Source organism: Serratia sp. SSNIH1 (assembly GCF_002935055.1).
Classification (GTDB): Bacteria; Pseudomonadota; Gammaproteobacteria; order Enterobacterales; family Enterobacteriaceae; genus Serratia; species Serratia nevei.
On sequence record NZ_CP026383.1, the window covers coordinates 2924922 to 2946580 of the forward strand.

At 55.6% G+C, this 21659-nt stretch carries 25 protein-coding genes and 1 pseudogene; 18 read left to right on the forward strand and 8 right to left on the reverse strand.

Annotation, left to right across the window (positions count from 1 at the left end):
* Nucleotides 1–326: 326 nt before the first annotated feature.
* The 6 genes and pseudogenes from C3F38_RS14180 (at nucleotide 327) to C3F38_RS14200 (ending at nucleotide 3923) form a co-directional block, all read left to right on the forward strand.
* On the forward strand, nucleotides 327–713 hold the full coding sequence (locus C3F38_RS14180) for a DUF6386 family protein (protein ID WP_341533150.1): 387 nt from the start codon (nucleotides 327–329) through the stop codon (nucleotides 711–713).
* A gap of 63 nt (nucleotides 714–776) precedes the next feature.
* Nucleotides 777–2003 (forward strand): annotated as a pseudogene (locus tag C3F38_RS14185) (RHS repeat domain-containing protein); the annotation flags it as partial.
* Entirely contained in the window at nucleotides 1996–2325 is a 330-nt protein-coding gene (locus tag C3F38_RS14190) for a hypothetical protein (RefSeq protein ID WP_224217802.1), read from the forward strand. The pseudogene C3F38_RS14185 and the gene C3F38_RS14190, both read left to right, overlap by 8 nt.
* A 207-nt stretch (nucleotides 2326–2532) precedes the next feature.
* Nucleotides 2533–2910, forward strand: coding sequence for a hypothetical protein (locus tag C3F38_RS26210; RefSeq protein ID WP_146054016.1), 378 nt, complete (start codon nucleotides 2533–2535; stop codon nucleotides 2908–2910).
* Between the two features lie 141 nt (nucleotides 2911–3051).
* A complete protein-coding gene (locus C3F38_RS14195) occupies nucleotides 3052–3510 on the forward strand; it encodes a hypothetical protein (RefSeq protein WP_047730727.1) in 459 nt (152 codons plus the stop codon).
* A 107-nt stretch (nucleotides 3511–3617) separates the two neighbouring features.
* Entirely contained in the window at nucleotides 3618–3923 is a 306-nt protein-coding gene (locus C3F38_RS14200; RefSeq protein WP_047727602.1) for a hypothetical protein, read from the forward strand.
* 535 nt (nucleotides 3924–4458) lie between these two features.
* Here C3F38_RS14200 and C3F38_RS14210 read toward each other — a convergent pair.
* Nucleotides 4459–5355 (reverse strand): PhzF family phenazine biosynthesis protein, encoded by an 897-nt coding sequence (locus C3F38_RS14210; protein WP_055316889.1) that lies wholly within the window; start codon nucleotides 5353–5355, stop codon nucleotides 4459–4461.
* A 54-nt stretch (nucleotides 5356–5409) separates the two neighbouring features.
* Nucleotides 5410–6327: a DMT family transporter gene (locus tag C3F38_RS14215; protein ID WP_047727600.1), complete on the reverse strand. Its 918-nt coding sequence runs from the start codon at nucleotides 6325–6327 to the stop codon at nucleotides 5410–5412.
* 181 nt (nucleotides 6328–6508) lie between these two features.
* Between C3F38_RS14215 and C3F38_RS14220 the strand changes: the two genes are divergently transcribed.
* The 4 genes from C3F38_RS14220 (at nucleotide 6509) to C3F38_RS14235 (ending at nucleotide 9096) form a co-directional block, all read left to right on the forward strand.
* The gene (locus C3F38_RS14220; protein ID WP_055313550.1) at nucleotides 6509–7378 is read left to right on the forward strand and encodes a helix-turn-helix domain-containing protein; all 870 of its coding nucleotides are present in this window, start codon (nucleotides 6509–6511) and stop codon (nucleotides 7376–7378) included.
* An 18-nt stretch (nucleotides 7379–7396) separates the two neighbouring features.
* Nucleotides 7397–7831 carry a glyoxalase/bleomycin resistance/dioxygenase family protein gene (locus tag C3F38_RS14225; protein ID WP_047727598.1) on the forward strand — a complete coding sequence of 145 codons (435 nt, stop codon included), beginning with the start codon at nucleotides 7397–7399 and terminating at the stop codon, nucleotides 7829–7831.
* Nucleotides 7832–8142: 311 nt separating this feature from the next.
* The gene (locus C3F38_RS14230; RefSeq protein ID WP_223294865.1) at nucleotides 8143–8595 is read left to right on the forward strand and encodes a MoaF N-terminal domain-containing protein; all 453 of its coding nucleotides are present in this window, start codon (nucleotides 8143–8145) and stop codon (nucleotides 8593–8595) included.
* A 9-nt stretch (nucleotides 8596–8604) separates the two neighbouring features.
* Entirely contained in the window at nucleotides 8605–9096 is a 492-nt protein-coding gene (locus C3F38_RS14235) for a nuclear transport factor 2 family protein (protein ID WP_047727596.1), read from the forward strand.
* Nucleotides 9097–9267: 171 nt separating this feature from the next.
* On the opposite strand, the gene C3F38_RS14240 is transcribed toward C3F38_RS14235, so the two are convergent.
* Nucleotides 9268–10467 (reverse strand): multidrug efflux MFS transporter, encoded by a 1200-nt coding sequence (locus tag C3F38_RS14240; protein WP_038875189.1) that lies wholly within the window; start codon nucleotides 10465–10467, stop codon nucleotides 9268–9270.
* 250 nt (nucleotides 10468–10717) lie between these two features.
* Between C3F38_RS14240 and C3F38_RS14245 the strand changes: the two genes are divergently transcribed.
* Complete coding sequence (locus C3F38_RS14245; RefSeq protein ID WP_038875187.1) at nucleotides 10718–11167, forward strand: MarR family winged helix-turn-helix transcriptional regulator; 450 nt, start codon at nucleotides 10718–10720, stop codon at nucleotides 11165–11167.
* Between the two features lie 36 nt (nucleotides 11168–11203).
* Here the strand turns inward: C3F38_RS14245 and C3F38_RS14250 are convergent, their stop codons facing one another.
* Nucleotides 11204–11485 (reverse strand): YjcB family protein, encoded by a 282-nt coding sequence (locus C3F38_RS14250; RefSeq protein ID WP_033634498.1) that lies wholly within the window; start codon nucleotides 11483–11485, stop codon nucleotides 11204–11206.
* Nucleotides 11486–11778: 293 nt separating this feature from the next.
* On the opposite strand from C3F38_RS14250, the gene mrdA reads away from it, so the two are divergent.
* Entirely contained in the window at nucleotides 11779–13704 is a 1926-nt protein-coding gene (mrdA, locus tag C3F38_RS14255; RefSeq protein ID WP_055316890.1) for a penicillin-binding protein 2, read from the forward strand.
* A gap of 107 nt (nucleotides 13705–13811) precedes the next feature.
* A complete protein-coding gene (locus C3F38_RS14260) occupies nucleotides 13812–15530 on the forward strand; it encodes a penicillin-binding transpeptidase domain-containing protein (protein ID WP_038875183.1) in 1719 nt (572 codons plus the stop codon).
* 72 nt (nucleotides 15531–15602) lie between these two features.
* On the opposite strand, the gene C3F38_RS14265 is transcribed toward C3F38_RS14260, so the two are convergent.
* From C3F38_RS14265 to C3F38_RS14275, 3 genes are all read right to left on the reverse strand, one after another.
* Nucleotides 15603–15806, reverse strand: a complete 204-nt coding sequence (locus C3F38_RS14265; RefSeq protein ID WP_223294866.1) for a hypothetical protein — start codon at nucleotides 15804–15806, stop codon at nucleotides 15603–15605.
* 213 nt (nucleotides 15807–16019) lie between these two features.
* Nucleotides 16020–16415: a polyketide cyclase gene (locus C3F38_RS14270; protein WP_055316892.1), complete on the reverse strand. Its 396-nt coding sequence runs from the start codon at nucleotides 16413–16415 to the stop codon at nucleotides 16020–16022.
* A gap of 49 nt (nucleotides 16416–16464) precedes the next feature.
* Complete coding sequence (locus C3F38_RS14275; RefSeq protein WP_094461351.1) at nucleotides 16465–17703, reverse strand: hypothetical protein; 1239 nt, start codon at nucleotides 17701–17703, stop codon at nucleotides 16465–16467.
* 414 nt (nucleotides 17704–18117) lie between these two features.
* On the opposite strand from C3F38_RS14275, the gene C3F38_RS14280 reads away from it, so the two are divergent.
* On the forward strand, nucleotides 18118–19662 hold the full coding sequence (locus C3F38_RS14280) for a methyl-accepting chemotaxis protein (RefSeq protein ID WP_170310529.1): 1545 nt from the start codon (nucleotides 18118–18120) through the stop codon (nucleotides 19660–19662).
* A gap of 155 nt (nucleotides 19663–19817) precedes the next feature.
* Here C3F38_RS14280 and osmB read toward each other — a convergent pair whose 3' ends face one another.
* The gene (gene osmB, locus C3F38_RS14285; protein ID WP_004940700.1) at nucleotides 19818–20030 is read right to left on the reverse strand and encodes an osmotically-inducible lipoprotein OsmB; all 213 of its coding nucleotides are present in this window, start codon (nucleotides 20028–20030) and stop codon (nucleotides 19818–19820) included.
* A gap of 71 nt (nucleotides 20031–20101) precedes the next feature.
* On the opposite strand from osmB, the gene C3F38_RS26750 reads away from it, so the two are divergent.
* The 4 genes from C3F38_RS26750 to C3F38_RS14300 all read left to right on the forward strand — a co-directional run bounded on the left by C3F38_RS26750 (nucleotide 20102) and on the right by C3F38_RS14300 (nucleotide 21584).
* Entirely contained in the window at nucleotides 20102–20500 is a 399-nt protein-coding gene (locus C3F38_RS26750; RefSeq protein ID WP_239667092.1) for a DUF427 domain-containing protein, read from the forward strand.
* 25 nt (nucleotides 20501–20525) lie between these two features.
* The gene (locus tag C3F38_RS26755; RefSeq protein ID WP_239667091.1) at nucleotides 20526–20654 is read left to right on the forward strand and encodes a DUF427 domain-containing protein; all 129 of its coding nucleotides are present in this window, start codon (nucleotides 20526–20528) and stop codon (nucleotides 20652–20654) included.
* 131 nt (nucleotides 20655–20785) lie between these two features.
* Nucleotides 20786–21256, forward strand: coding sequence for an Rrf2 family transcriptional regulator (locus C3F38_RS14295; protein WP_055316896.1), 471 nt, complete (start codon nucleotides 20786–20788; stop codon nucleotides 21254–21256).
* Nucleotides 21257–21449: 193 nt separating this feature from the next.
* Nucleotides 21450–21584, forward strand: a complete 135-nt coding sequence (locus C3F38_RS14300) for an AcrZ family multidrug efflux pump-associated protein (protein ID WP_033643027.1) — start codon at nucleotides 21450–21452, stop codon at nucleotides 21582–21584.
* Nucleotides 21585–21659 lie beyond the last annotated feature (75 nt).

Below are 21659 nucleotides of genomic sequence, written 5' to 3' on the forward strand. Positions count from 1 at the left end.
CAATGTGCCGTGATTTTAGCCAGGGTGTCGAGTTTTACAATAATTAAAACAATGAGTTAGTATGTTTTGGTGGTGCCGTTATACTATCTGAAGGCAAAAGAACGCACGTCAGAGCGGCTGTATTTTGAGTATGTTAATAGAGTAACGGGTAATAGCCGGGAAGCCAGCAACGGTGCGGGCGGTAGCGTGCCATGAGAAAGGCCAACCAAAGAATAAAAGTGATAGGTGCTTCTAATGAGAATAAAGCTGATTACTGATAGTAGGGGGTGTGTGAATAAGACTTTCTCTTTCACAACAGATACTGCGACCTTGTCAGTTTTGATTTGGTGTCTTTAAAAAATAGAGTTAGCGACGATGCTGGTTGGTGGAGCATTCCAGAGGATGAACAGGAAGAAGTAAATAAAGGTAATGTGTTGTTTTTGAATCTTGGTGAAGACGGTCAGTATACGGTTCGAGTTGTTGATAACATAAGTGAGAACTACAAATCATTATTTTTGAATGTGCCTTCAGGAAAGGTTTTTGTTGGGGCAGGGGAAGATACCAGCGGTGGTGACCTTGAACCTGACGGTTCTGACTATATGTCAGGTGTGTTTTTGATTTTGGATATAGGAAATTACGAAGTAAGGTTTAGAAGAGACTCTCTCGATATAGTCATTTCATTTATTAAAAATAGTGAAAATAAAAATGAAGAGAGTGCATTAATTAGGAACTAATTTGTACTTTTTTACAACATGTCAACAATGACCCTCTTTTATTTTAGGGGAATTCGTTGAAAGGAACACCGCGAACCCAATCAGGGCAAACCGGGCGCGCGGCTGGTGTACGATCTGGCGGATAACCTGCTGGGCGAGCGCAGCCCGCAGAGCGACATCGACGCGCACCTGCCGCTGGCGCCGATCGCCGATAACCGCCTGACGCACTGGCAAAAACTGTTTTACCGTTACGACGCCTGGGGCAACCTGATCGGCCGGCGCAACGGCCTGTACGAACAGCACTACCGCTACGACGCCGACAACCGGCTGGTGCAGGCGCACGGCCGCGGCCCGCAGGGCGAGTTCGAGGCGCAGTACCATTACGACGCGCTGGGCCGCCGCAGCCGCAAGGCGGTGCGCTACAAGGGCAAAACCGAACAGACGACCCGTTTCCTGTGGCAGGGCTACCGGTTGCTGCAGGAGCAGCGCGACGACGGCAGCCGCCGCAGCTGGAGCTACGATCCGGCCAGCCCGTGGAGCCCGCTGGCGGCGCTGGAGCAGGCGGGCGACAGCCGCTCGGCGGATATTTACTGGTATCACACCGATCTGAACAGCGCGCCGCTGGAAGTGACCGACGCGGCGGGCAGCCTGTGCTGGTCCGGGCAATACGACACCTTTGGCAAGCTGCAGGGCCAGACGGTGGCCGGCGCGGCGAAGCGGCAGGGCGCGCAGTATCAGCAGCCGCTGCGCTACGCCGGGCAATATCAGGACGACGAAAGCGGCCTGCACTACAACCTGTTCCGCTACTATGAACCCGAGGTGGGGCGTTTCACCACGCAGGATCCGATAGGGCTGCGCGGCGGGCTGAACCTTTATCAGTATGCGCCGAACCCGCTGATGTGGGTGGATCCGCTGGGGCTGAGTGGCGAAAGTGTCTTTATACATTATACGGATAAAAGCGGTTTTGAGAGTATAATGAAAACAGGAGTTCTCGAGGCTAACGCCAAGGGGAAGGTTTATATAACAGATATACTTATGTCACCTAACGATGTCATGCGGGACATTCTTATTAATGATCCTAAGCATGTAGGAAGAGGTGATTATGCTATTATCTTTAAAGCAGATCCTGTGCAAATGAGTAACATAAAACAGTCATCCGCCCTTGAATACATTCATAATGGAAGGCTGAAATTAAAAGATGTCCTTTACTCTGGGGGGAACCCTTATTCCATAGTATCTAAAATGAATTATGAAACGAGAAGTAAATTAACCTTTAATCAGATTAAGGCAATGGGGAACTGTGGTGGATGAAAATAAAAAGAAAATGATTGTTACTCAGGCTGAAATTAGTGCGCTGAAGAAGCTTATAATGTATGTTAAGTTTTCTTGTGATGATGTTGAGTCATTAGAGTATGCTGGTAGTTATGCAATCAATAGCTTCTTTGATAAGTTGATTGCTATTGATTATCTTGGAGAGTTTGAGCGAAAATTTTATGACATACAAAACCCGGACAATGAGATTGCAGTAATGAACAAAATTAATAAATATCAACATGATTCTTTAAATAAAATGAGTGACGAGACTATGAGGGAAGTCTTTAAACAATGTCTTCATCCATTTAAACCAAGATAAAGTATCTTAATAGGAGGGCAATACTCTCTTACTAACCACATAGTTCGAAGGGTTTATAAGCCTCCTGTGGCAGCACCGTCGGTTGTCGCAGGAGTGATGTGACAACGGCGACTGTTTGGCGGATATTTTCTGGTGTTACATTGATCGGATTAGTGCGTTATTGGAAGTAAGTGACACGGTGTATAATCTAGGTGGGTAATGATTAATATGTTTGAAAATAATAGATTAATTGACAAGCTGGTATTTTTGAATGAATCTAATAAAAATGAAAGTGTCATTATGAATTTTTATTCTTGGGTCCATATTATTTATGGGGTGATTGTTTTTTATAGAAGAAAAAGTGAAGAGGAAGCAAGTTATATAATTAACAATACACCTATGTTTACAACACCACCCAAGAATTTCATGGAGGCCTGTATGTTAGGTCATGAGGATGAATATTATTGGGGTATGGTAATGTCACATGGTGATAGATATTTTGAGAAGGGTTTTCCTCGTACAGCACCGAATGATTATTTTGAATGGGAGGATAGTTATATAAAAGATCACAAGCTTGAGAGAAATACGCTAGTTTTTAATGATTAAAACAAGTGATATTGTTAGAGTCTGCAATTCTCAGTCGGTTCTAAATGTTTAGAATGAAACGTATCTAAAAGAGCAGACTTGATGGTTTTTAAATATCCATCCGTACACATTGATAAGTCACTTAATATTATGGTGTCTAACATGATTGATTTTAACGCTAGGATTGTGTCTGGTGTTTCTATAGGGAATGTCGTTCTAAATGAAAATATTTCATTATATATTAATGAGATGCAATCCAGATTTAGCGTTAAGATTAAAAACCACTCCCTACCTGACGGGAGTGAGCGAAAGTCATATACAGCCGATAATACCTTATCCGTCATAACTGATAAAGACGGTATCATTTTGTCACTTGGATGTAATGCTCATTATCAAGGGGGCTACAATGGAATCATATTCCCCGGAATGGAAATAACAGATATAATCAAGCTGACGATATCACAGAAAATATACAATGGTTCAATAGTTATTAATGATGATTTTGGTATTTCGTTTATCCTCCCATGCCCATATGATGAGATTGCCGATTCGATAAACGATATTCCTGGTGGGGTGATAATAAACGAAATTTTCGTATCTGATTTTTCATTCTGGCGTTAGCTTATGGAACATATCAGTGAATTTAGTGAGAATATAATTAAATATGGGGTGGTGATATAATTGTTACTGGCTACATAGATTCGGATACACCACCGATTTTTCACCCGATGTATGACAGAGTTTACTTTATATCAGATGAGGCTATATTTAAATTTTACATTGATGATGATGGGGTTGTTAATTTACATTTGGTTGAAAACATCGCTCCGTGGTTTGAAGTAGATGTGGATGATCAATTTTCCATGATGTCAATCTATTCACAAGCTTTTAAAACTGAACGGGAAGTTAAAATAATTGCAGTGAATTATAGTGAAGAACCGTTCTCAGTGTTCATCGTCAGGTATAAAGATGGTGACAATGAAAATTCACTGTATTTAGAGCCAAAGAGTTTTTTTGGCTTTTTGATTTCATAGAAAAAACCATGAAATGATTAGGAGTTCAATGTGAGCAAGGAATTAAAGCTTGATGTTATGAATAACAAAATGACTTGATTGAAGGGACTTTTTGCCACTCGCTTTTTGAGAGGTCGTTCTTTGATGAAAAGCTATTAAGTGACTTAATAAATAATTCTGAGGCGTTTTTAAAAGAAAACGAATGTGATAAGGATGTTTTAAATTTGCTATCATGGGTTTTCAATGGTGTTGATCAGTGTTTTACATCCCATAATGATGAAAATGACTATTATTTAGAAGTTATATGGCTGTCTGTCTCAGGAGCCATGAAATTGAATATCATTGGGCAATGCTGATAGCTTATGGTGAACAGTATTGGCTGAAAGGTGTAGAATCCAAACAGCCTGATGGCTACTTTGACTGGGATGTGCAATACAGGAAAGAACATAACTTAGCAGAGGAAAGCTTTGTTTTTAGCAATTCATGAATCGCGACTCGATAGGGTCTAACATCCTTCCAAATGTCCAACGCCTTCCTTATCCTACATCCCCCCAAACTAAATACCCAATGTACCGTTAATCAGGGTGCGGCACTGCCCGCCGATCCAGGGTTCGCCGTCAATAAAGCGCACGCTCACGCGGCCATCTCGATTCAGTTGGGTGCCCTGGCGCACCTGGTAGCCCTGTGCGGTCTGGCCGCCGTCGGGAAAGCGATTGGCCTTCAATAAGCGCGCCAGGCAGGCGTTGGCGCTGCCGGTCACCGGATCTTCAATCAAGGCGCCGCATTCCACCATAAACGCGCGCATTTCGTAATCGGCCGGTTCGGCCGCGGAACAGGTGCCATAGATCACCACGCCATCCACATCGCAAGCCGTTTGCAGCCGTTTAATCGTGGCCTGATCCGGCGTCACCGCCAGGCAGGATTGTGCATCAGGCAGGCGCACCATCAGCCAGCGGATGCCCATCTCGGCAATCACCGGCGGGGTATCGGCTTCAATCACCGCCGGCTGTAAAGCGGCCATCAACCGTTCTGTTTCCTCAGCCGCCATTGGGCGGAACTCAACTTCGGGCGCGGCGAACGCCAATGTGCCTTCCGGCTGGATATTGACCGCCACCAGGCCGACGCCGCATTCCTGCATCACCGTTCCGGGGTGTTTAGGCGCCAATCCGGCTTCCAGCAGGGCGTGGGCGGTGCCCAGCGTCGGGTGGCCGGCGAAGGGCAGCTCTTTTTCGGTGGTGAAAATGCGCACCTTATAATCCGCCGCCGGGTGCGTCGGCTTAAGCACAAAGGTGGTTTCCGAAAGGTTGGTCCAACGGGCCAATGCCTGCATTTGCGCGGTGCTCAGCCCCTCGGCCTCCAGCACCACCGCCACGGGGTTGCCCTGCAGCGGCGTGCGGGTAAACACGTCCACCTGTTTGTAGGCGCGGGGTGTCACATCATCACTTCTGAGCATTGGCCATCATCCGTTATCAACAAACCCTGATGATAACGATATTCGCCAATGACTTCAAAGGGTTGAATTTTGTTTTGAGATACCCGCCCGTCGCCATTTCAGCCCCGGCTTGGCGAACATCACCAGGTTGCCCAGCAGAATCAGGCACAGGCCCAGCACGGCGTTGAAGTGCCACTGGTAGCCTTCGTAGATCGTTGAGATGGTCAGCGCCACCAGCGGGAACAGCAGGGTGCTGTAGGCCGCCGCGCCGGCGCCGATGCGGCCGAGCAGGCTGAAGTAAGCGGCGAAGGCGATCACCGATCCGAAAATTGCCAGGTACAGCAGGGAGCCGATATAGCGGCTGCTGTATTCCATCTGGAACGATGCGCCCTGCGCCAAGGCGATCAGCGCCATCAACAGCGCGCCGTAGGTCATGGCGTAGGTGTTGGTGGAAAAGATATCCAGCCCGCGGCGCTGATGGCGCGTGCTGATCATGTTGCCCAGCGAGAAGCCGTAGGTACCGAGCGCGCTCAGGCCGATGCCTTTGAGCAGCTCCGGCGCCATGCGGGTGGCGGCCAGATCTTGCCAGAACAGCGCCACGATGCCGGTCAACCCCAGCAGCGCCGCCGGCAGCAGGTTGGGGCTGGGGCGCTGGCGGAAAAACAGCAGGCTGTTGAGGGCGTTGAACAGTACTGCCATCGAGAAGATCACCGATTCCAGCCCGCTGCTGATGTAGGCCGCCGCGTGGTAGAAGCAGAAAAAGTTGAAGCCGAACACGCAGCAGCCCTGCAGCACGCAGAACAGATGATCGCGCGGGGCGAGGCGGCGCAGGCGGCGCGTTAGCAACAGCACGGCGAACATCACCGCGGCGGAAATGGCGAAGCGGTAAGCGATCGATACGGGAATGGCCACCGGGCCTTCCTGTTGCAGGGTGATCGCAATCCAGGTGGTGCCCCAAATCAGCACCACGGCGAGGTACAACAGCGCATTCATTCTATTTGTTACTCCGAAAAAACCGATGGCGCAGTATCCGCTTTGGCACGCGGCGGCGCTTGCAGCGCTTTGCGCCCAGTTGCATATTCTTGCGCTTTTTTTGCCAAAAGCGTGGGGCGGCGGCTGGTATGCGGCGGCGCCACTCTTTACACTGTCGGCATGTCGAACAACGGGGCCGGCGATGTCCAACTATCAGGCGTTTGAAACACTGCGTGAGCACAAGGCGCGGCTGCACGGCAGCGTGCTGCTGGGCACCGGCGTGGAGCTGGCCGCCTGGTCCAACTGCAACGATCGCGTCACGCAGGAAAGCGCCGACCACCATACCCTGAGCCTGTACGTCGCCGACGGCTATGAGTGCTACCAGCAGGTGCCGGGCGGTTGGCGCAACGGCGGCGGGCCGGATCGGTTCTGCATCATGCCGCGCCAATACGCCTCCACCTGGGACGTGCGCAGCGATCTGTCGTTCGTGCACCTGTATTGCACCGACGGGCATCTGCGGCAGCTGGCGGAGCAGACCTGGGATCGCAGCCCGGCGGCGATCAACGTAGAGCCGCGCAGCTTCGGCGAAGATCCGCAGATCACGTTGCTGTATCGCCAGTTTTTGCTCAACTGCGACTGGCGGGACAGCGCCAATCTGCTGGCACTCAGCAGCGCGTCTAACCTGCTGATGTCGCATCTGATCCAACGCTACAGCCAGCTGCAGTGGAAACTGCCGCAGGCGCGCGGCGGCCTGGCACCTGCGGTGGCCAGGCGGGTGCGGGAATATATCGAAAACCACCTCGATCGGCCGCTGCTGCTGGCGGATCTGGCGGCGCAGGCCGGGTTGAGCGAGTACCACTTCGCCCGCATGTTCAAGCACGCCACCGGCCTGGCGCCGCACCAGTTTGTGATGCGCGCCCGGCTGCAGCGGGCGGAACAGCTGTTGCGGCACAGCCAGCAGCCGATCACCGAGATCGCGCTGGCGTGCGGCTTCAGCTCCGCCAGCCATTTCAGCAACCGCTTCAAGGCGGCCTATGGATTTGCTCCGCTGCAGGTGCGGCAGGGGCGCTAACCGGAAGGGAGTGCAAGCATGGATCAACAATTTGCGGGCTTGGGCGTGTTGTTCGTCGCCGGATTCGGGCCGATCACGCGTGAGAGCGACGAGAGCAAGGCGTTTTATGTCGAGGCGCTGGGGCTGCCGCTCAAGCCGATGCCGGGCAACGAGAGCTATCTGCTGGCCGAGCAGGGTGCGCTGGACGGCGTGAAACACTTCGCCCTGTGGCCGCTGGCGCAGGCGGCGCAGTCCTGCTTTGGCGACGATCGCTGGCCGGCGGATCTCGCGGCGCCGCAGGCGTGGATCGAATTTGACGTGGCAGACATGGCGTTAGCCACTCAAGGGCTAATCGATCGCGGTTATCGGCTGCTGGTCGCAAACCGTGAAGAGCCGTGGGGGCAAAGCGTTACCCGTTTGCTCAGCCCGGAAGGGTTGCTGGTCGGCGTCACCTATACGCCCTGGCTGCGTTAAACGCCGCACCGTTCGCCGCTGTTTCCCTGCGGCGGGCGGCTTAAGAACAAATTCGCATTAGCTTAAAGCGATCTGCGCTATAGACCTATCGAATCCCCGAACTATCCCCCATCCTGAAAACAGTAATCCCGTACATTGCGTAAAAACCAAGGGCCAGAACGCGCTATTGCCATGCCATTTTACGGCGATTTCCCCCCGTCTTTTTTTTGCCGCCAGGTACCTGATAGGAATAGAGATTATTCTTATATTTCCGCTAACCGTTAAGAAATAATAATGATTCTCGTTTTCAACCACGGAAAGGAGAAGGAACGATGAAAACAGTGAAGCGAACGGGTATCGCGTTGGCGATAGCCCTGACCTTCCCCCTGGCATTGCCTGCCGCTACGGCGGCGCAAACCTCCCTGACAAACAGTAAGGCGGCGACGATGACGGAAAAACACGGGCAGTTTATTGCGGTTGGTAAAGTGGTGCAGGTGACCTTTGGCGATTTCGCCTTCAAGCTGGATTTTACCGATGACAAGACCATGACCTTCACCGGCATCGGCGAGGCGTCGCAGGGCATCACCGATACCGTACAGTACACCGCGGTGGAGATTCGGCCGAAGGTCTACATGGTCTACTGGCATGAGCCGCAGTCCGGCGACAACGTGACGCATATCGAGGACTTCGAGCGCGGCGAGGTGTACACCAACATCGCCGCCAAGGACGGCAGCTTCACCCATCTGAAAGGGCAGCTGAAAATCGTAGGTCACTCAGGAAAATAAGGAGCAGTTATGAAAAAGGCATTGATCACCTGTGCGATCGTCGGCGGCCTGCTGGCGAGTTACCCGGCGCTGTCAACGGATCAGGCGGCGTCTTACAAATCGGCCGGCAAGGGCGGTTATCATCATGCTCAGCAAAAGCTGAAGGTGGTGGAAGATCTGTACGCGGGCTTCTTCAACCGCCATGACATCGGCGTAGCGCAGAGGCTGATTGTGGAAAACTACAAGCAGCATAACCCGTTCGTCGGCGACGGCATCAAGCCGTTCCTGGATTTCTTCAGCCAGACCTTTAAGGACAACCCGCAGTACAGCGCCAAAATATACCGCAGCGCGGTCAACGGCGATTTGGTCTACGTTCACGTCAAATACCAAAATAACCCGCAGGATCGCGGCACCGCCAGCGTGGATATTTATCGGGTGAACGATCAGGGGAAAATCACCGAGCATTGGGACGTCAATCAGGATGTGCCGGAAAAATCGGCCAACGACAATACCATGTTCTGATCCGCAAGGGCCGCTGCGGCGGCCCTCAACACGCCCGCAACACTTTATTTACTTACATAAATATTAAATGCCTGCCGCGTCGAGTAGGCTACGGCCGCCTTTGGCAGTGGTGGCACGGTTGATGGGCGTCATTGTCCCACCACTGCTTGAGGCGTTTCCCCGCATTTCCCGTTATCCCGCGCGTTGACTCTCCACTTTTTTGAACTGATGGCGCAGCTGCAGCGCATTGCAAAGCACCAACACCGCCGTCACGGCGAACACCCAGCGGAACCCCATCATCGCCGAAATGCCCGACCCCAGCAGCGGGCCAACCACGTTGCCCAGGTACATAAAGGATTGGTTATAGCCGAAGATGCGCCCGGTCACCTGATCGGAGGAATACTTCAGCAGCAGCGCCTGCACCGCCGGCATCAGCGCGCCGTCGGCGAAGCCCAGCAGGAAACGCAGAATGCCCAGCTGCAGCGGCGTATTGACCCAGGCCATCACGGCGAACAGGCCGGTGGTGAACAGCAGCGCGGCGATCAGGATGCGCGCGGTGCCGATGCGATCGCCGAGCCGCCCGAGGCGCGGGGCCGATATCAGCGCCGCGATGCCGGGCACGGCGGCGATCATGCCGCTGACGAAGGCGATATTGCTGACGTTGCCCGACAGTTCGCGAATGAACAGCGTCAGGATCGGGCTGATGGAGGAGTTGGCCAGCTGAATCATCAGGGTGCAAACGAACAGGGTGACGATCAGCGTCGGATAGGGCAGCGACCGGAATACCGCCTTGCCGCTCAGCTGATCCGCTTTTTTCACCGTGATGCGCCGCTCTTTAATCAGGAACAGCGTCACCAGGAAGCTGACGAACATCAGCCCGGCGGTGACGAAAAACACCACCCGCAGCCCCAGATGATCGGCCATCAGCCCGCCCAAGAGCGGCCCGGCGATCACGCCGGAGATCTGCCCGGTCGAGAGCGTGCCCAGCGCCCAGCCGCTTTTATCGCGCGGCGCCTGCGAGGCGACCAGCGCCATGGCGTTGGGAATATAGCCGGACGTCAGCCCCATCAGGGCGCGCAGCGCGAACAGCTGCCAGACGTTGGTGGCCAGGCCCTGCAGCGCGATGACGATCGCCATGCCCAGCGAGGCGCGCAGCAGCATCAGCTTACGGCCCTTACGGTCGGCCAGGCTGCCCCACAGCGGCGACACCACTGCCGAGACCAAAAAGGTGCCGCTGAATACCAGCCCGGACCACAGGCTGAGGGATTGCGGATCGCTGACGCCGAGCTGTTCGACGTACAGCGGCAGAAAAGGGAGGATTTGGCTCATCGCCAGCCCGGTGAAGAAACACCCGAGCCAGACCGAGATCAGATTGACTTTCCACGCTTCCATCGGCTTACCGTACCACGTTGAATAAGGAGGGTTTTATTAAGCAAGGTAATAATAACACTACAAATTAATCGGCGAGGGGCAAATGCGTGAGCAAACGTAACCCTGCCGATGCAGTGTCTTTTTTGCTATATATTAATAGCTATATTATCATAGGTAACCAGGTTAGGCCAGAGCGGCGCGGTAGCCAGGAAGGGCACCGCGCGATCCGGCGGTGTAAAGCAGGGATAAACTGAACGCTAGATTGATGCCAATGAAAAAAGATCATCCTGAAGACGTGACGCTGCTGCGCACGCAGTTAATGTCGCTGGTGCGCCGTTTACGGCGCGAATCGCGCAGCGACGAAAAATCCTGGGCCCAGCTGATGCTGTTGGGGGCTATCGATCGCCACGGCGGCGAGGCGACGCCGTCGCTGCTGGCGGAATCGGAGCGCATGCGCTCCTCTAACCTGGCGGCCGCCTTGCGTGAGCTGGAGGCCGATGGCTTGCTGGTGCGCACGCCGGACGCCGAAGACAAACGCCGGGTGCGGGTGCGCCTGACGCCCGCCGGGCTGGGCCTGCTGCAGCAAAGCCGCAGCCGGCGCGAGGCGTGGCTGCTGGCGGCGATGGAGAGCTGTTTAACGGAGCGGGAGCAGGCGCTGTTGATTGAGGCGGGGGCCTTGATGGCGCGGCTGGCGGCGGCACCGTCAACGGAAACGGAATAATCGGCGGGCGGCCGGTGCGCCGCCCCTGCGGCGAGATTACGGCATCGGCCAATCGACCGGCATGGTGCTGACCACGTCCACGTAGCGATCCCAGGCCGAAGACCAGAATTGGGTGAAGGCTTCCAGAGTAAGGTGGATGCCCATCAGGCCCATCACGAACCAGCAGGCGGTAAACAGGCCCAGGCTGCTGAACATGAACGCCATGCCGTTGCGGCTGGTCTTACGGCAAACGACGTTTAACTGGCTGGCGAAGAACATCATCACGGCGCTCAGCAACTCCCAGCGCATCATGACTAAACCGGTGGCAATGGTACTCATCGAACTCGATCCTATGTAACAAAAAGCCGCATCCGGCAGGGCGCCGACAGGGAAATGCGGGGGAATATCGGGAATAGTGTGATTAAGATCACATTGTAGCATTGGGGCGAACGGCGGCTCAATGGGAAGCGCGGTGAAAAAACGCCGACGGTAACATTCCAATATGCTGAAACAGTTATGCCATTTCATTAGCAACCTTTTCATGGGGCGGTGCGCCCGATAACGCTATGCTTGCCGGCTTTTCAGTTCCCTGATTTTGCGGGGAAATGTGACGCAAAAGGTATCGGCACCGCATGGCCCTGTTAAAAGAAAAAATTCGCGACCACTCTGCGGAAGAGAGGCTGTTTATCCGCCGGGCAGGCGTAGCGCTGGCGCTGGTGGTGGTCTGTTTTGGCGCGCTGATCGTCAATCTCTACCGGCTGCAAATCCGCCAGCACGGCTTTTACCAGACGCGTTCCAACCAGAATGACATCAAGATGCTGCCGATCGCCCCCAGCCGCGGGCTGATCTTCGATCGCAACGGCATTCCGCTGGTGCGAAACGTGACACTGTATCGTATCGAGGTCACGCCCAGCAAAATCAGCGACATGGCGACGCTGCTGCGGGCGCTGACGCCGATCGTCGACCTGACGCCGGAGGACATCAGCGCGTTTCGCGACGACATGCACCACAACAGCCGCTACAAACCGGTGACGCTCAAAGCCGGGCTGAGCGACACCGAGGTGGCGCGCTTTGCCGTCAATCAATACCGTTTCGACGGGGTGACGATCGATACCTATCAACAGCGTGAATATCCTTACGGCGCCCAGCTGGCGCACGTACTGGGCTATGTGTCGAAGATCAACGACAGCGATCTCAAACGCCTGGACAAGGCCGGGCTGAGCGAGAACTATGCCGCCGACCGCAACATCGGCAAACAGGGCATCGAGGCCTATTACGAGTCAGAACTGCACGGCACCACCGGCTATCAGGAGGTGGAGGTGGATAACCACGGGCGGGTGATCCGCCTGCTGAAGGAGCAGCCGCCGAAGGCCGGCAAGAACATCTACCTGACGCTGGATTTGCCGCTGCAGCAGTACATCGAATCGGTGCTGAAGGGGCAGCGCGCCGCGGTGGTGGTGGAAGATCCGCGCGATGGCGGCATCCTGGCGATGGTCTCCAGCCCCAGCTACGATCCCAATCCTTTCGTCAAAGGTATCGGCTATCAGGCCTATAAGACGCTGCTGACCAACCCGGATTTGCCGCTGATCAACCGCGTCACTCAGGGCTTGTACCCGCCGGCGTCGACGGTGAAGCCCTACATGGCCGTTTCGGCGCTGTTCGCCGGGGTGATCACACCCACCACCACCTTTTTCGGTGCGCCGACCTGGACGCTGCCCGGCACCGAACGCCGCTACCGCGACTGGCTGAAAACCGGCCACGGCATGCTCAACGTCACCAAAGCGATCGAGGAGTCCGCCGACACCTTCTTTTATCAGGTGGCGTATGAGATGGGCATCGATCGTATCCACCACTGGCTGAGCCAGTTCGGCTACGGCCAGTCCACCGGCATCGATCTGAACGAAGAGTACCGCGGCGTGCTGCCGAGCCGCGACTGGAAGCTGAAGGTGCACAAAAAGATTTGGTATCAGGGGGATACGGTTTCGGTGGGCATCGGCCAGGGGTATTGGGTGGCGACGCCGATCCAGATGGTAAAAGCGCTGACCACGCTGATCAACAACGGCCAGGTGAAAACGCCGCATCTGCTGTATTCGCTGCAGCAGGGCAATCGGGTGACGCGCTACCAGCCGCCGATGCAAACGGCGCAGATCGGCGATCCCCACTCGCCTTACTGGGGCATCGTGCGTAACGGCATGTACGGTATGGCTAACTTGCCGAACGGCACCGGTTACAAGCTGTTCCACACTGCGCCGTATCAGATCGCCGCCAAATCCGGCACCTCGCAGGTGTTCAGCCTGAAGCAAAACCAGACCTACAACGCCAAAATGATCCCGGTGCGGCTGCGCGATCACATCTTCTATACGCTGTTCGCGCCTTACAAAACCCCCCGGGTGGCGATGGCGCTGATCCTGGAAAACGGCGGCGGCGACGGCGTGGTGGCGGGGCCGACCGCCCGCGCGATACTCGACCACATTTTTGACCCGGCCAACGCGCCGCAGCCCGGCAATCCGGCGCAAAGTAAACCGCAGTTAAACGACAGTGCGGATGTGCAACGGTGATGCGGTTTGTTTTTACTTTCTTACAAACTGCAATCTCCTGACCATTTCCGGCAAGGTAGACTGAAATAACACCATAAACCGAATAAAAACGCAGGGTTAACACAACAGTGGCGCCATCGACAAAAAAAAGCGGTAAAACCTATTCCACAGTTCGTTTCGGCTGGATTTGCGCCGGCATGCTGGTCTGTTTTTTTCTGTTGGCGTTCAGGGTCGGCTATCTGCAGCTGCTGGAGCACCAGCAGCTGGCGGATCAGGCCGACCAGCGCTCGATCCGCACCCAGGTGGTGCCGACCAACCGCGCCATGATCACCGATCGCAACGATGAGGCGCTGGCGGTCAGCGTGTCGTCCAAAGACATCGTGCTGGATCCGAAACACATTCTCGATACCCAGACCGACACCGGCAACGAGCGCTGGCAGAGCATGGCCAACGTGCTGAAGATCCCGCTGGCGGACGTGCAGCATCTGATCCAGAGCAACGCGCACAAGCGTTTCGTCTATCTGGCGCGCAAGGTGGAGGACGACAACGCCGCCTACATCAGCAAACTGCATCTGACCGGCGTCAGCACCGAGCAGGATTTCAGCCGCTTTTATCCGATGGGCCAGGACGCCGCCGGGCTGATCGGCATCGTCGGCCAGGACAATCAAGGGCTGGAGGGTATCGAGCTGGGCTTCAACCCGCTGTTGCAGGGCAAAAACGGCCTGCGGGTCTATCAGAAGGACGGCAGCGGCGCGGTGATCGGCGTGCTAAAAAGCGTGGATCCGGTGCCGCCGCCGAACGTGACGCTCAGCATCGACAAATTTATCCAGTATGTGCTCTATGCGCAGATCCGCGACGGCGTGGTGGCCAACCAGGCCGATTCCGGCTGTGCGGTGCTGGTCAAGATCGACACCGGCGAGATCCTCGGCATGGCCAGCTACCCGTCGTTCAACCCGAACAACTATGGCAGCACCCCGGCGAAAGACATACGCAACGTGTGCAGCAGCGACAGCTTCGAACCGGGCTCGACGGTGAAACCGGTGGTGGTGATGGTGGGGCTGGAGCATAAGCTGATCCGGCCGGATACGGTGCTGGATACCACGCCGTATCGGGTGAACGGTCACCTGATCAAAGACGTCGGCCACTGGTCGAAGTTGACCATCACCGGCGTCCTGCAAAAATCGAGCGACATCGCGGTATCGCACATTGCGCTGGCGCTGCCGGCCACGGTGCTGCCGGCGGTCTATCGCAGCTTTGGCCTGGGGCGGCCGACCGAGCTTGGCATCGGCAACGAGAGCAGCGGCTATCTGCCGCAGCATCGTGAACGCTGGGCCGATATCGAACGCGCTACCTTCTCCTTCGGCTATGGGCTGCGCGTGACGCCGCTGCAGATGGCGCGCGAGTACGCCGCTATCGGTTCCTTCGGCATTTATCGGCCGCTGTCGATCACCAAGGTGACGCCGCCGGTGATGGGGCAACGTATTCTGCCGGCGGATACGGTACGATCCGTGGTGCATATGATGGAGAGCGACGCCTTGCCGGGCGGCAGCGGGGTGAGCGCCGCGGTGCCGGGCTACCGGCTGGCGATCAAAACCGGTACCGCCGAGAAAATGGGCCCGAGCGGCAAATACGACGGCGGCTACATCAACTACACCGCCGGCGTGGCGCCGGCCAGCGATCCGCAGGTGGCGCTGGTGGTGATGGTCAACAACCCGAAAGCCGGCAAGCACTTCGGCGGTTCGGTGGCCGGGCCGGTGTTCGGCAAGATCATGGCCCAGGTGCTGGAGCACATGAATATTCTGCCGGATGCCCAGCCGCTTAACGTGGTGTCGTCGGTCAAGGGGTAATGATTTAAGCGGGAAATATTGGGCCAGAGAATCTCTGACCCAATATTTAATGCAACGAGTCTGACTTACGCGTTATTTCCCTTGGGTTGCCCACCATTTCGCTACGCAAGCATTGGGTGCCTGAATAGTTTTACCTTCTTTGGTGATATAAGGTACCGGTGAGTAGATTCTTGAGCAGTAGCCTGCCGGGCGTTCGGTAGCATTAACGGTGAGAGGGAGGCTAACGGTGGTGGCTAAAATCGCTGTGAGCAGCATCAGATTTGATAACTTCATCATTCTTCCTTAATTAATGAAAATAGAGTTTCATGCTTGCCGTTACACGACGAGCGCTAATGAGAGTATTAATTTGTGGGTATAACGTCTACGGCAGATTTCATTATGGATAGGCCCTGATTCATTGATTAATATTTATATCAACATCTAAAAACAACATTTACTTTACCGAACGCAATTGCTGTCTTTCATTGAAATAAATGTGCCAACAAGCGGTTAGCTGGACTCAAGGTAATGCTTCAGCGCCTGCAGATCGGCGTTCACCAGCTCGGCGTCGCGGGCGAACATCGCATCGTCCATGTCCGGCTGGCGGAACAGGGTGAAGATCACCTCGGTGCCGCGCCGGTTGGCGAGCGCGCGCAGCGGCACGTAGACCACGCCGCCGTCCGGCAGCGTCACCCAATGATCCAGTACGCCGAAGGCATTCGGCGCGCTGAAGCGAATGCGGATCCGCCCCTGTGGGGTGTCCGCCACCCAGTCTTCATCTTCCCGCCGCAAGCTGTTGGCTAACCCTTTGGCCCACAAGGGGAAGTTTTCCGGCTGGCTGAGAAAGGCATACACTTCGTCACAAGGGCGGTTGATGGCAACATGCAGCGTTTGTGCGCTCAGCATCGTGGTTTCTCCGGTTGGCGGCGATACTTCAGTGTAGATCCCGCCGCGCTTAGAAGTAGTAACCGATGTTCACGTTGGTGCGAAAATACCATTTATTGCTGCCGGGGGACTGGGTGCCGGTCCAGCCGGTGGCGTTTTCTACGCCGCCCCACGGGTTGGCGTTCTGCGCCCAGGTCAGATCCACCCACAGCATCACCGGCATGGCGAATACTTGTACCCCCAGCGTGTTCATTTTAGAGTCGGAGCCGCCGTGCCTGTCCTTCCAGAGCACGCTGTAATCGTTGTAGAACCGCAGCTTTTTCACCGGCCCCCAGGGCACGTCGACGTCGCGCGCCAGGTTGATGGCGGCGGTGGTGGCCTGCGACGGGATCAGATAGGCCGGCGTCAGGCCGTTGCCCCCCATCAGGATCACCGAATTGTTGGCCCCGGCCGGGCCTTTGGCGTCGTAACCGTAGCGGATCACCTGGCCGGACAGATGCCAGGGATCGTAATTCACCAGCGTATGTAAGCCTGCCGCCCAGAAGCTGCCGTTATCGCCGGTCGCCTGGTTGTAGAGCCGCGAGGCCGCCAGCGAACCGCCGAGCTCATTGTTCCAGCCGCCCTGATGGAAAGCGCGCGTCAGCCGCAGGTTTACCTGATCGCGTTTTTCGTTGCGCTGCAGGTGCTGTGACGCATAGTTGGTGTTCTTCAGATCGTCGTAGCTGGCGACGTCGGGGGCGTAACGCACGCCGGTCGGCATCATGCGCGGGTAGTAGGCGGCGTCGAAGGCCCAATCGTCATGTTGGTATTGGTATTTGGCGCCCAGTCCGGTGTTGACGCCAAAGCCGAGGTAAAACGGAATGCCGTACGACCAGCCGAACTGCGGGTAGGGCATCAGGCCGAACGGTTTGAACGGCGCGCCGAGCTGTACGGCGGAGCGCTCAGACAGGTGGTAGCCGACATAGGCGCGGTCGATGGCGTATTTGCGCCGATCCTGAAACCAGAATCCGCTATCGAAAAACGCATCGTTTACCTGGCCGGCGGCATCGATGCGAAAGGCGTCAAAGCGTAAATGCGGAGGATTCCGATAATTGCTGCTGTGCCAGTCTTCATAGCGATAATTGGCGCGCAGTGCGCCGCCGATATCAATATTCTTTTTATTATCCTCGCTTTGCCAATGAATATGCGGAAATGCCGGACGGCTTTTTTTTACCGGCACCACGGTGGCGGCAGCGTCGTTGGGTATTGCGGCGACGGTTGCATAACTCACTGGTGAAACAAGGAAAAAACAAAGCGTAATCTTGCGCATGCCTGGCCCCTGAAGAAAGTAGACTGTTTATTAAGGCGAGCGAGTTTCACCTGTGAACAGGGTGCTTACGCTCATCGGTTTTATATTTGAGGCGATTTTATCGGGCGTTTAATATATTAAATTCAGCGCCGGTTAATATATGAAACTTTGTTTATTTTTTTATGGGAAAACTATAAATCCGGTATTAAACAAGTCAAGAAATAAAAATGAGAGTTGACGAGCAATACCGATTATTGGGTTGTCTAGGTCGGCGGGGGCGGCACAGAGCAGGCTGAAATATTAGTGTCATCAATGCCCGTTAGACTCGCGGCATCCTGGTATTACTGACTAAAAATCATGAACATAAAACTGACACTGGGCCGCAGGGTAAAATCTGCGGCGGCGCTGCCGCGCGCGTTTGGCTTCGGCAAGAGCATGGGCTTATTAAGCGGCGTAATTTGCGTTATTGCGCTATTTTCTCTGCTGCAACTGTTTTCCACCGTATTTATTTCCAATATTCTGCGCGACGCCAAGGCTAACCTGGTGGCGGGCAACGGCTTGCATCGCCAGCAGGCGACGATGGATCGCGCCAGACTGTCGCTGCTGACGGCCAGCGACAGTTTGAACCGTGCGGGCATCTATTACCTGCAGGACAAAGCCACCGGCTCCGACGGCAGTTGGCACAGCCTGCTGGATGAATCGTTGGCGGCGCTGCAGGCCTCAGAGCAGGCCTTCGTCCAGTTCGAGCGCTTGAGCGCGGAGGCGCCCGAGGCGGCGGGCGCCCTGAAAGACAGCTACCGCCTGTTCTATGACGGCCTGAAAGAGCAGGCGCAAGGGTTGCAGGGCAGCAGTATCGATGCGTTTTTCGCCGTGCCGATCCAGGCGTTTCAGGCGGATTTTAACGAGAAGTACCTCGCTTATCAGGCGCTGAAAGAACGGCGTGGCGATGATGTCAACGTGCGGCAATTGGCGGCGCTGGAGCAGGCCAGGACCTTTGCGCTCGGCGCGCTGGCCGCGCTGGCGCTGATCGCCGTGGGGGTGTGGGTCGGCGTCTCTCGCTGGGTGATCGCGCCGCTGCGGCGGGCGATCGCGCACCTCAATGTGCTGGCCGCCGGCGATCTTTCGCGGCCGCTGCCGCCTGAGCGGGCATTCAACCGCGAGATGCGCCAGCTGCAGACCAGCATTGGCCACATGCAGGGCGGCCTGCAGCGCCTGGTCAGCGAGGTACGCGATGCGGCGAGCGGGATCCTGAACGGCGTCGGGCGGCTGGCGGACGGCAATCGACAGTTGACGGCGCAGTCGGCGAAGCAGAACGGCGAATTGCAGTTGGCGACCGAGCAGGTGCAGCAGCTGGCGGCGCGGGTGGAGGAAAACGGCCAATACGCGCAGCAGGCCAGCCAACGAACCGAACAGGCCCGGCAGTGCGCCGGCGCCGGTGAACAGATGATGCAAACCGTCAATGTTTCGATGCAAGGGATCGTCAACCAATCGGCCAAGATGCGCGGCATCGTCGCGCTGATCGACAGCGTGGCGTTCCAGACCAATATTTTGGCGCTGAATGCGGCAATCGAGGCGGCGCACGCCGGCGTTCATGGCCGCGGCTTTGCCATCGTGGCCAAAGAGGTGGGGCTGTTGGCGCAAAAGAGCAGCCATTCGACACGCGATATTCAGCAGTTGATCAACCGTTCGCTGCAGCAAATCGATCAAGGTTCGCAGGCGGTGGAGCTACTGACGGGCAACCTGCGCCAGATTATCGATCTGGTGAACAAATGCAGTGCGCTGATGGGGGACATTTCCCTGGCATCGCTCAATCAGGGGGAGAGCATTCAGGACGTGACGGCGCGCATCTCGGCGCTGAATCAGGTGGTGCGGCAAACCGGCACGGTGGTGAACGCGGTGACCGAGGCTTCGCAGCTGTTGCAGGGCGAGTCGGAACGGTTAGAAAAAGCGATGGCGCGTTTCAGGCTGCCGGCGCAATAAATACTTCCGATGCAGGCTAATGAATAATAAAGCTGCGCTTAACGTTATTTATTATTTTCGCACACTGAGAAAGTTAAGCGGTTAAATAAAAGCGCAGGCCGACGCTTATGGATTTAAAAAGCATCGGCCTGCAGAGATTATTTTTGACGGGATGATTAACGGCTGGTCTGGTGGCCGATAATGCCGCCGAGCGCTGCGCCGCCAAGGGTGCCCAGCGTGCTGCCGTCGGTCAGCACCGCGCCGCCGACGGCGCCCACGCCCGCGCCGATCGCCGTGTTGCGATCGCGATTGGACATATGCCCACATGCGGTAACGGAAAGCGTTGCCATCACCACCACCAACACACCTGCGGCACGTTTAATATTCATAATGAGTTCCTGGTAAATTGACTGATTAATGGATTAAAAATAATCCGATTAACCTGCCGGTAGAAGTTGGGATGAATGTATTCCTCCGTAAGAAAATCGAACAGGTAAAAATTCTTAATTTTGCGGCGGTGAAAAGCGTTTGCTCGCCGAATGTGCGGCCGCCGGTAAAATCGTGGGTCTATACTGGAAAGACGCCTCGCGGGGGCGGGGCGCACACTCTGGAGGACGCCATGTCCGATCTCGTTTCCGCCTCCGGCAAACCGGTGAAAATCCCCGGCCCGGACCACCCAATCACCTTGACCCGCCATCCGGCGCGGGTTGTTGTGCGTACAGCCGGTCAGACCCTGGCCGACAGCCGCAACGTGCTCATCCTGCAGGAAGCCACCTATCCGCCGGTGTTTTACTTTCCGCGTGAGGATGTGAATCGGGCGCTGTTGCAGAAAAACGAGCACGTCATGCTGCCCTTATAAGGGCGACTGCAGTTATTTCTCCCTTGTGCTTAACGGCGCGCAGGAGGCCAATGTGGCCTGGAGTTATGAAATGCCCTACAACGCCGTGGTAGCGATCAAGGATTATCTGGCATTTTATCCCGATAAAGTGACGGAGATCCGCACCGAAGCGTGAGCCGGCGCCGCCATCGGGCGGGGGCAGGTTGACATTCTTATTGTCCCTACTCATTATGTGTATTACCGGAAATTGATACGCTTTCCTTATGTTTTAATCCGATATAAACGAAACTCTGAGCAGGTGCCAAGGTGTCTACCTCTACGCGATTTGCCGTTGCCATCCATATTCTGACCAACATCACGCTGTGTCGCGGCCAGACGGTGCGTTCTGAAGATATCGCGCGCAGCGTCAACACCAACCCGACGGTGGTGCGGCGCATCCTCGGCGCGCTGGCGGAGGCCGGGCTGACCTATTCACAGATGGGGCAAGGCGGCGGGGCGTTGCTGGCGCGGCCGGCGGAAGCGATCTCGCTGCTGGACGTGTATCGCGCGGTAGAGGATCAGCCGTATTTTATGCTGCACCGTACCCGGCCTAACGATGCGTGCTATATCGGCCACGCGATTACCCCGGTGCTGGAGCAAGAGTTCGCGCGCGTCGGTCACGCGCTGGAAGCCAGCCTGGGGCAAACCAGCATCGCCGAAATGGCCGGGCAGGTCGAGCGGCGCGCAGGCTATCCTTTTATCCCTTGTTCACCGCAATATCAAGCGGATACGCAATAAAAACCCTCGCCAATTCCCGCTACGCGCAGAGCATTTTTTGCATTGCTTTAATGTAATTGTGTAAGTTACATTAGCTCGCATCAAGTGTGATGTAGCTCACGTTTTAGACTGCCTCCCCACGATACTCAACCGATTGGCCGGAAACCTTTTCTTCCGGCGCAGATTCGCTGTGCTTATAAACCAGGAGAGAACGATGTTAGAAATGATTGAAAGCTTGGCCACCGTGGTGGTCCTGGTGCCGGTAATGGTAGCCGTCTTGCTCGGCGCGATTTACGGCCTGGGTGAAGTGTTCAACGTCTTTTCCGCTATCGGCCGCAAAAACGGCTGATGGCACGCCAGGGGGCGGTTCTCGTCCTCCGGCTCCCCTCCGAATTATCCTGTACCCTCCTTGCTTCATAGCGTA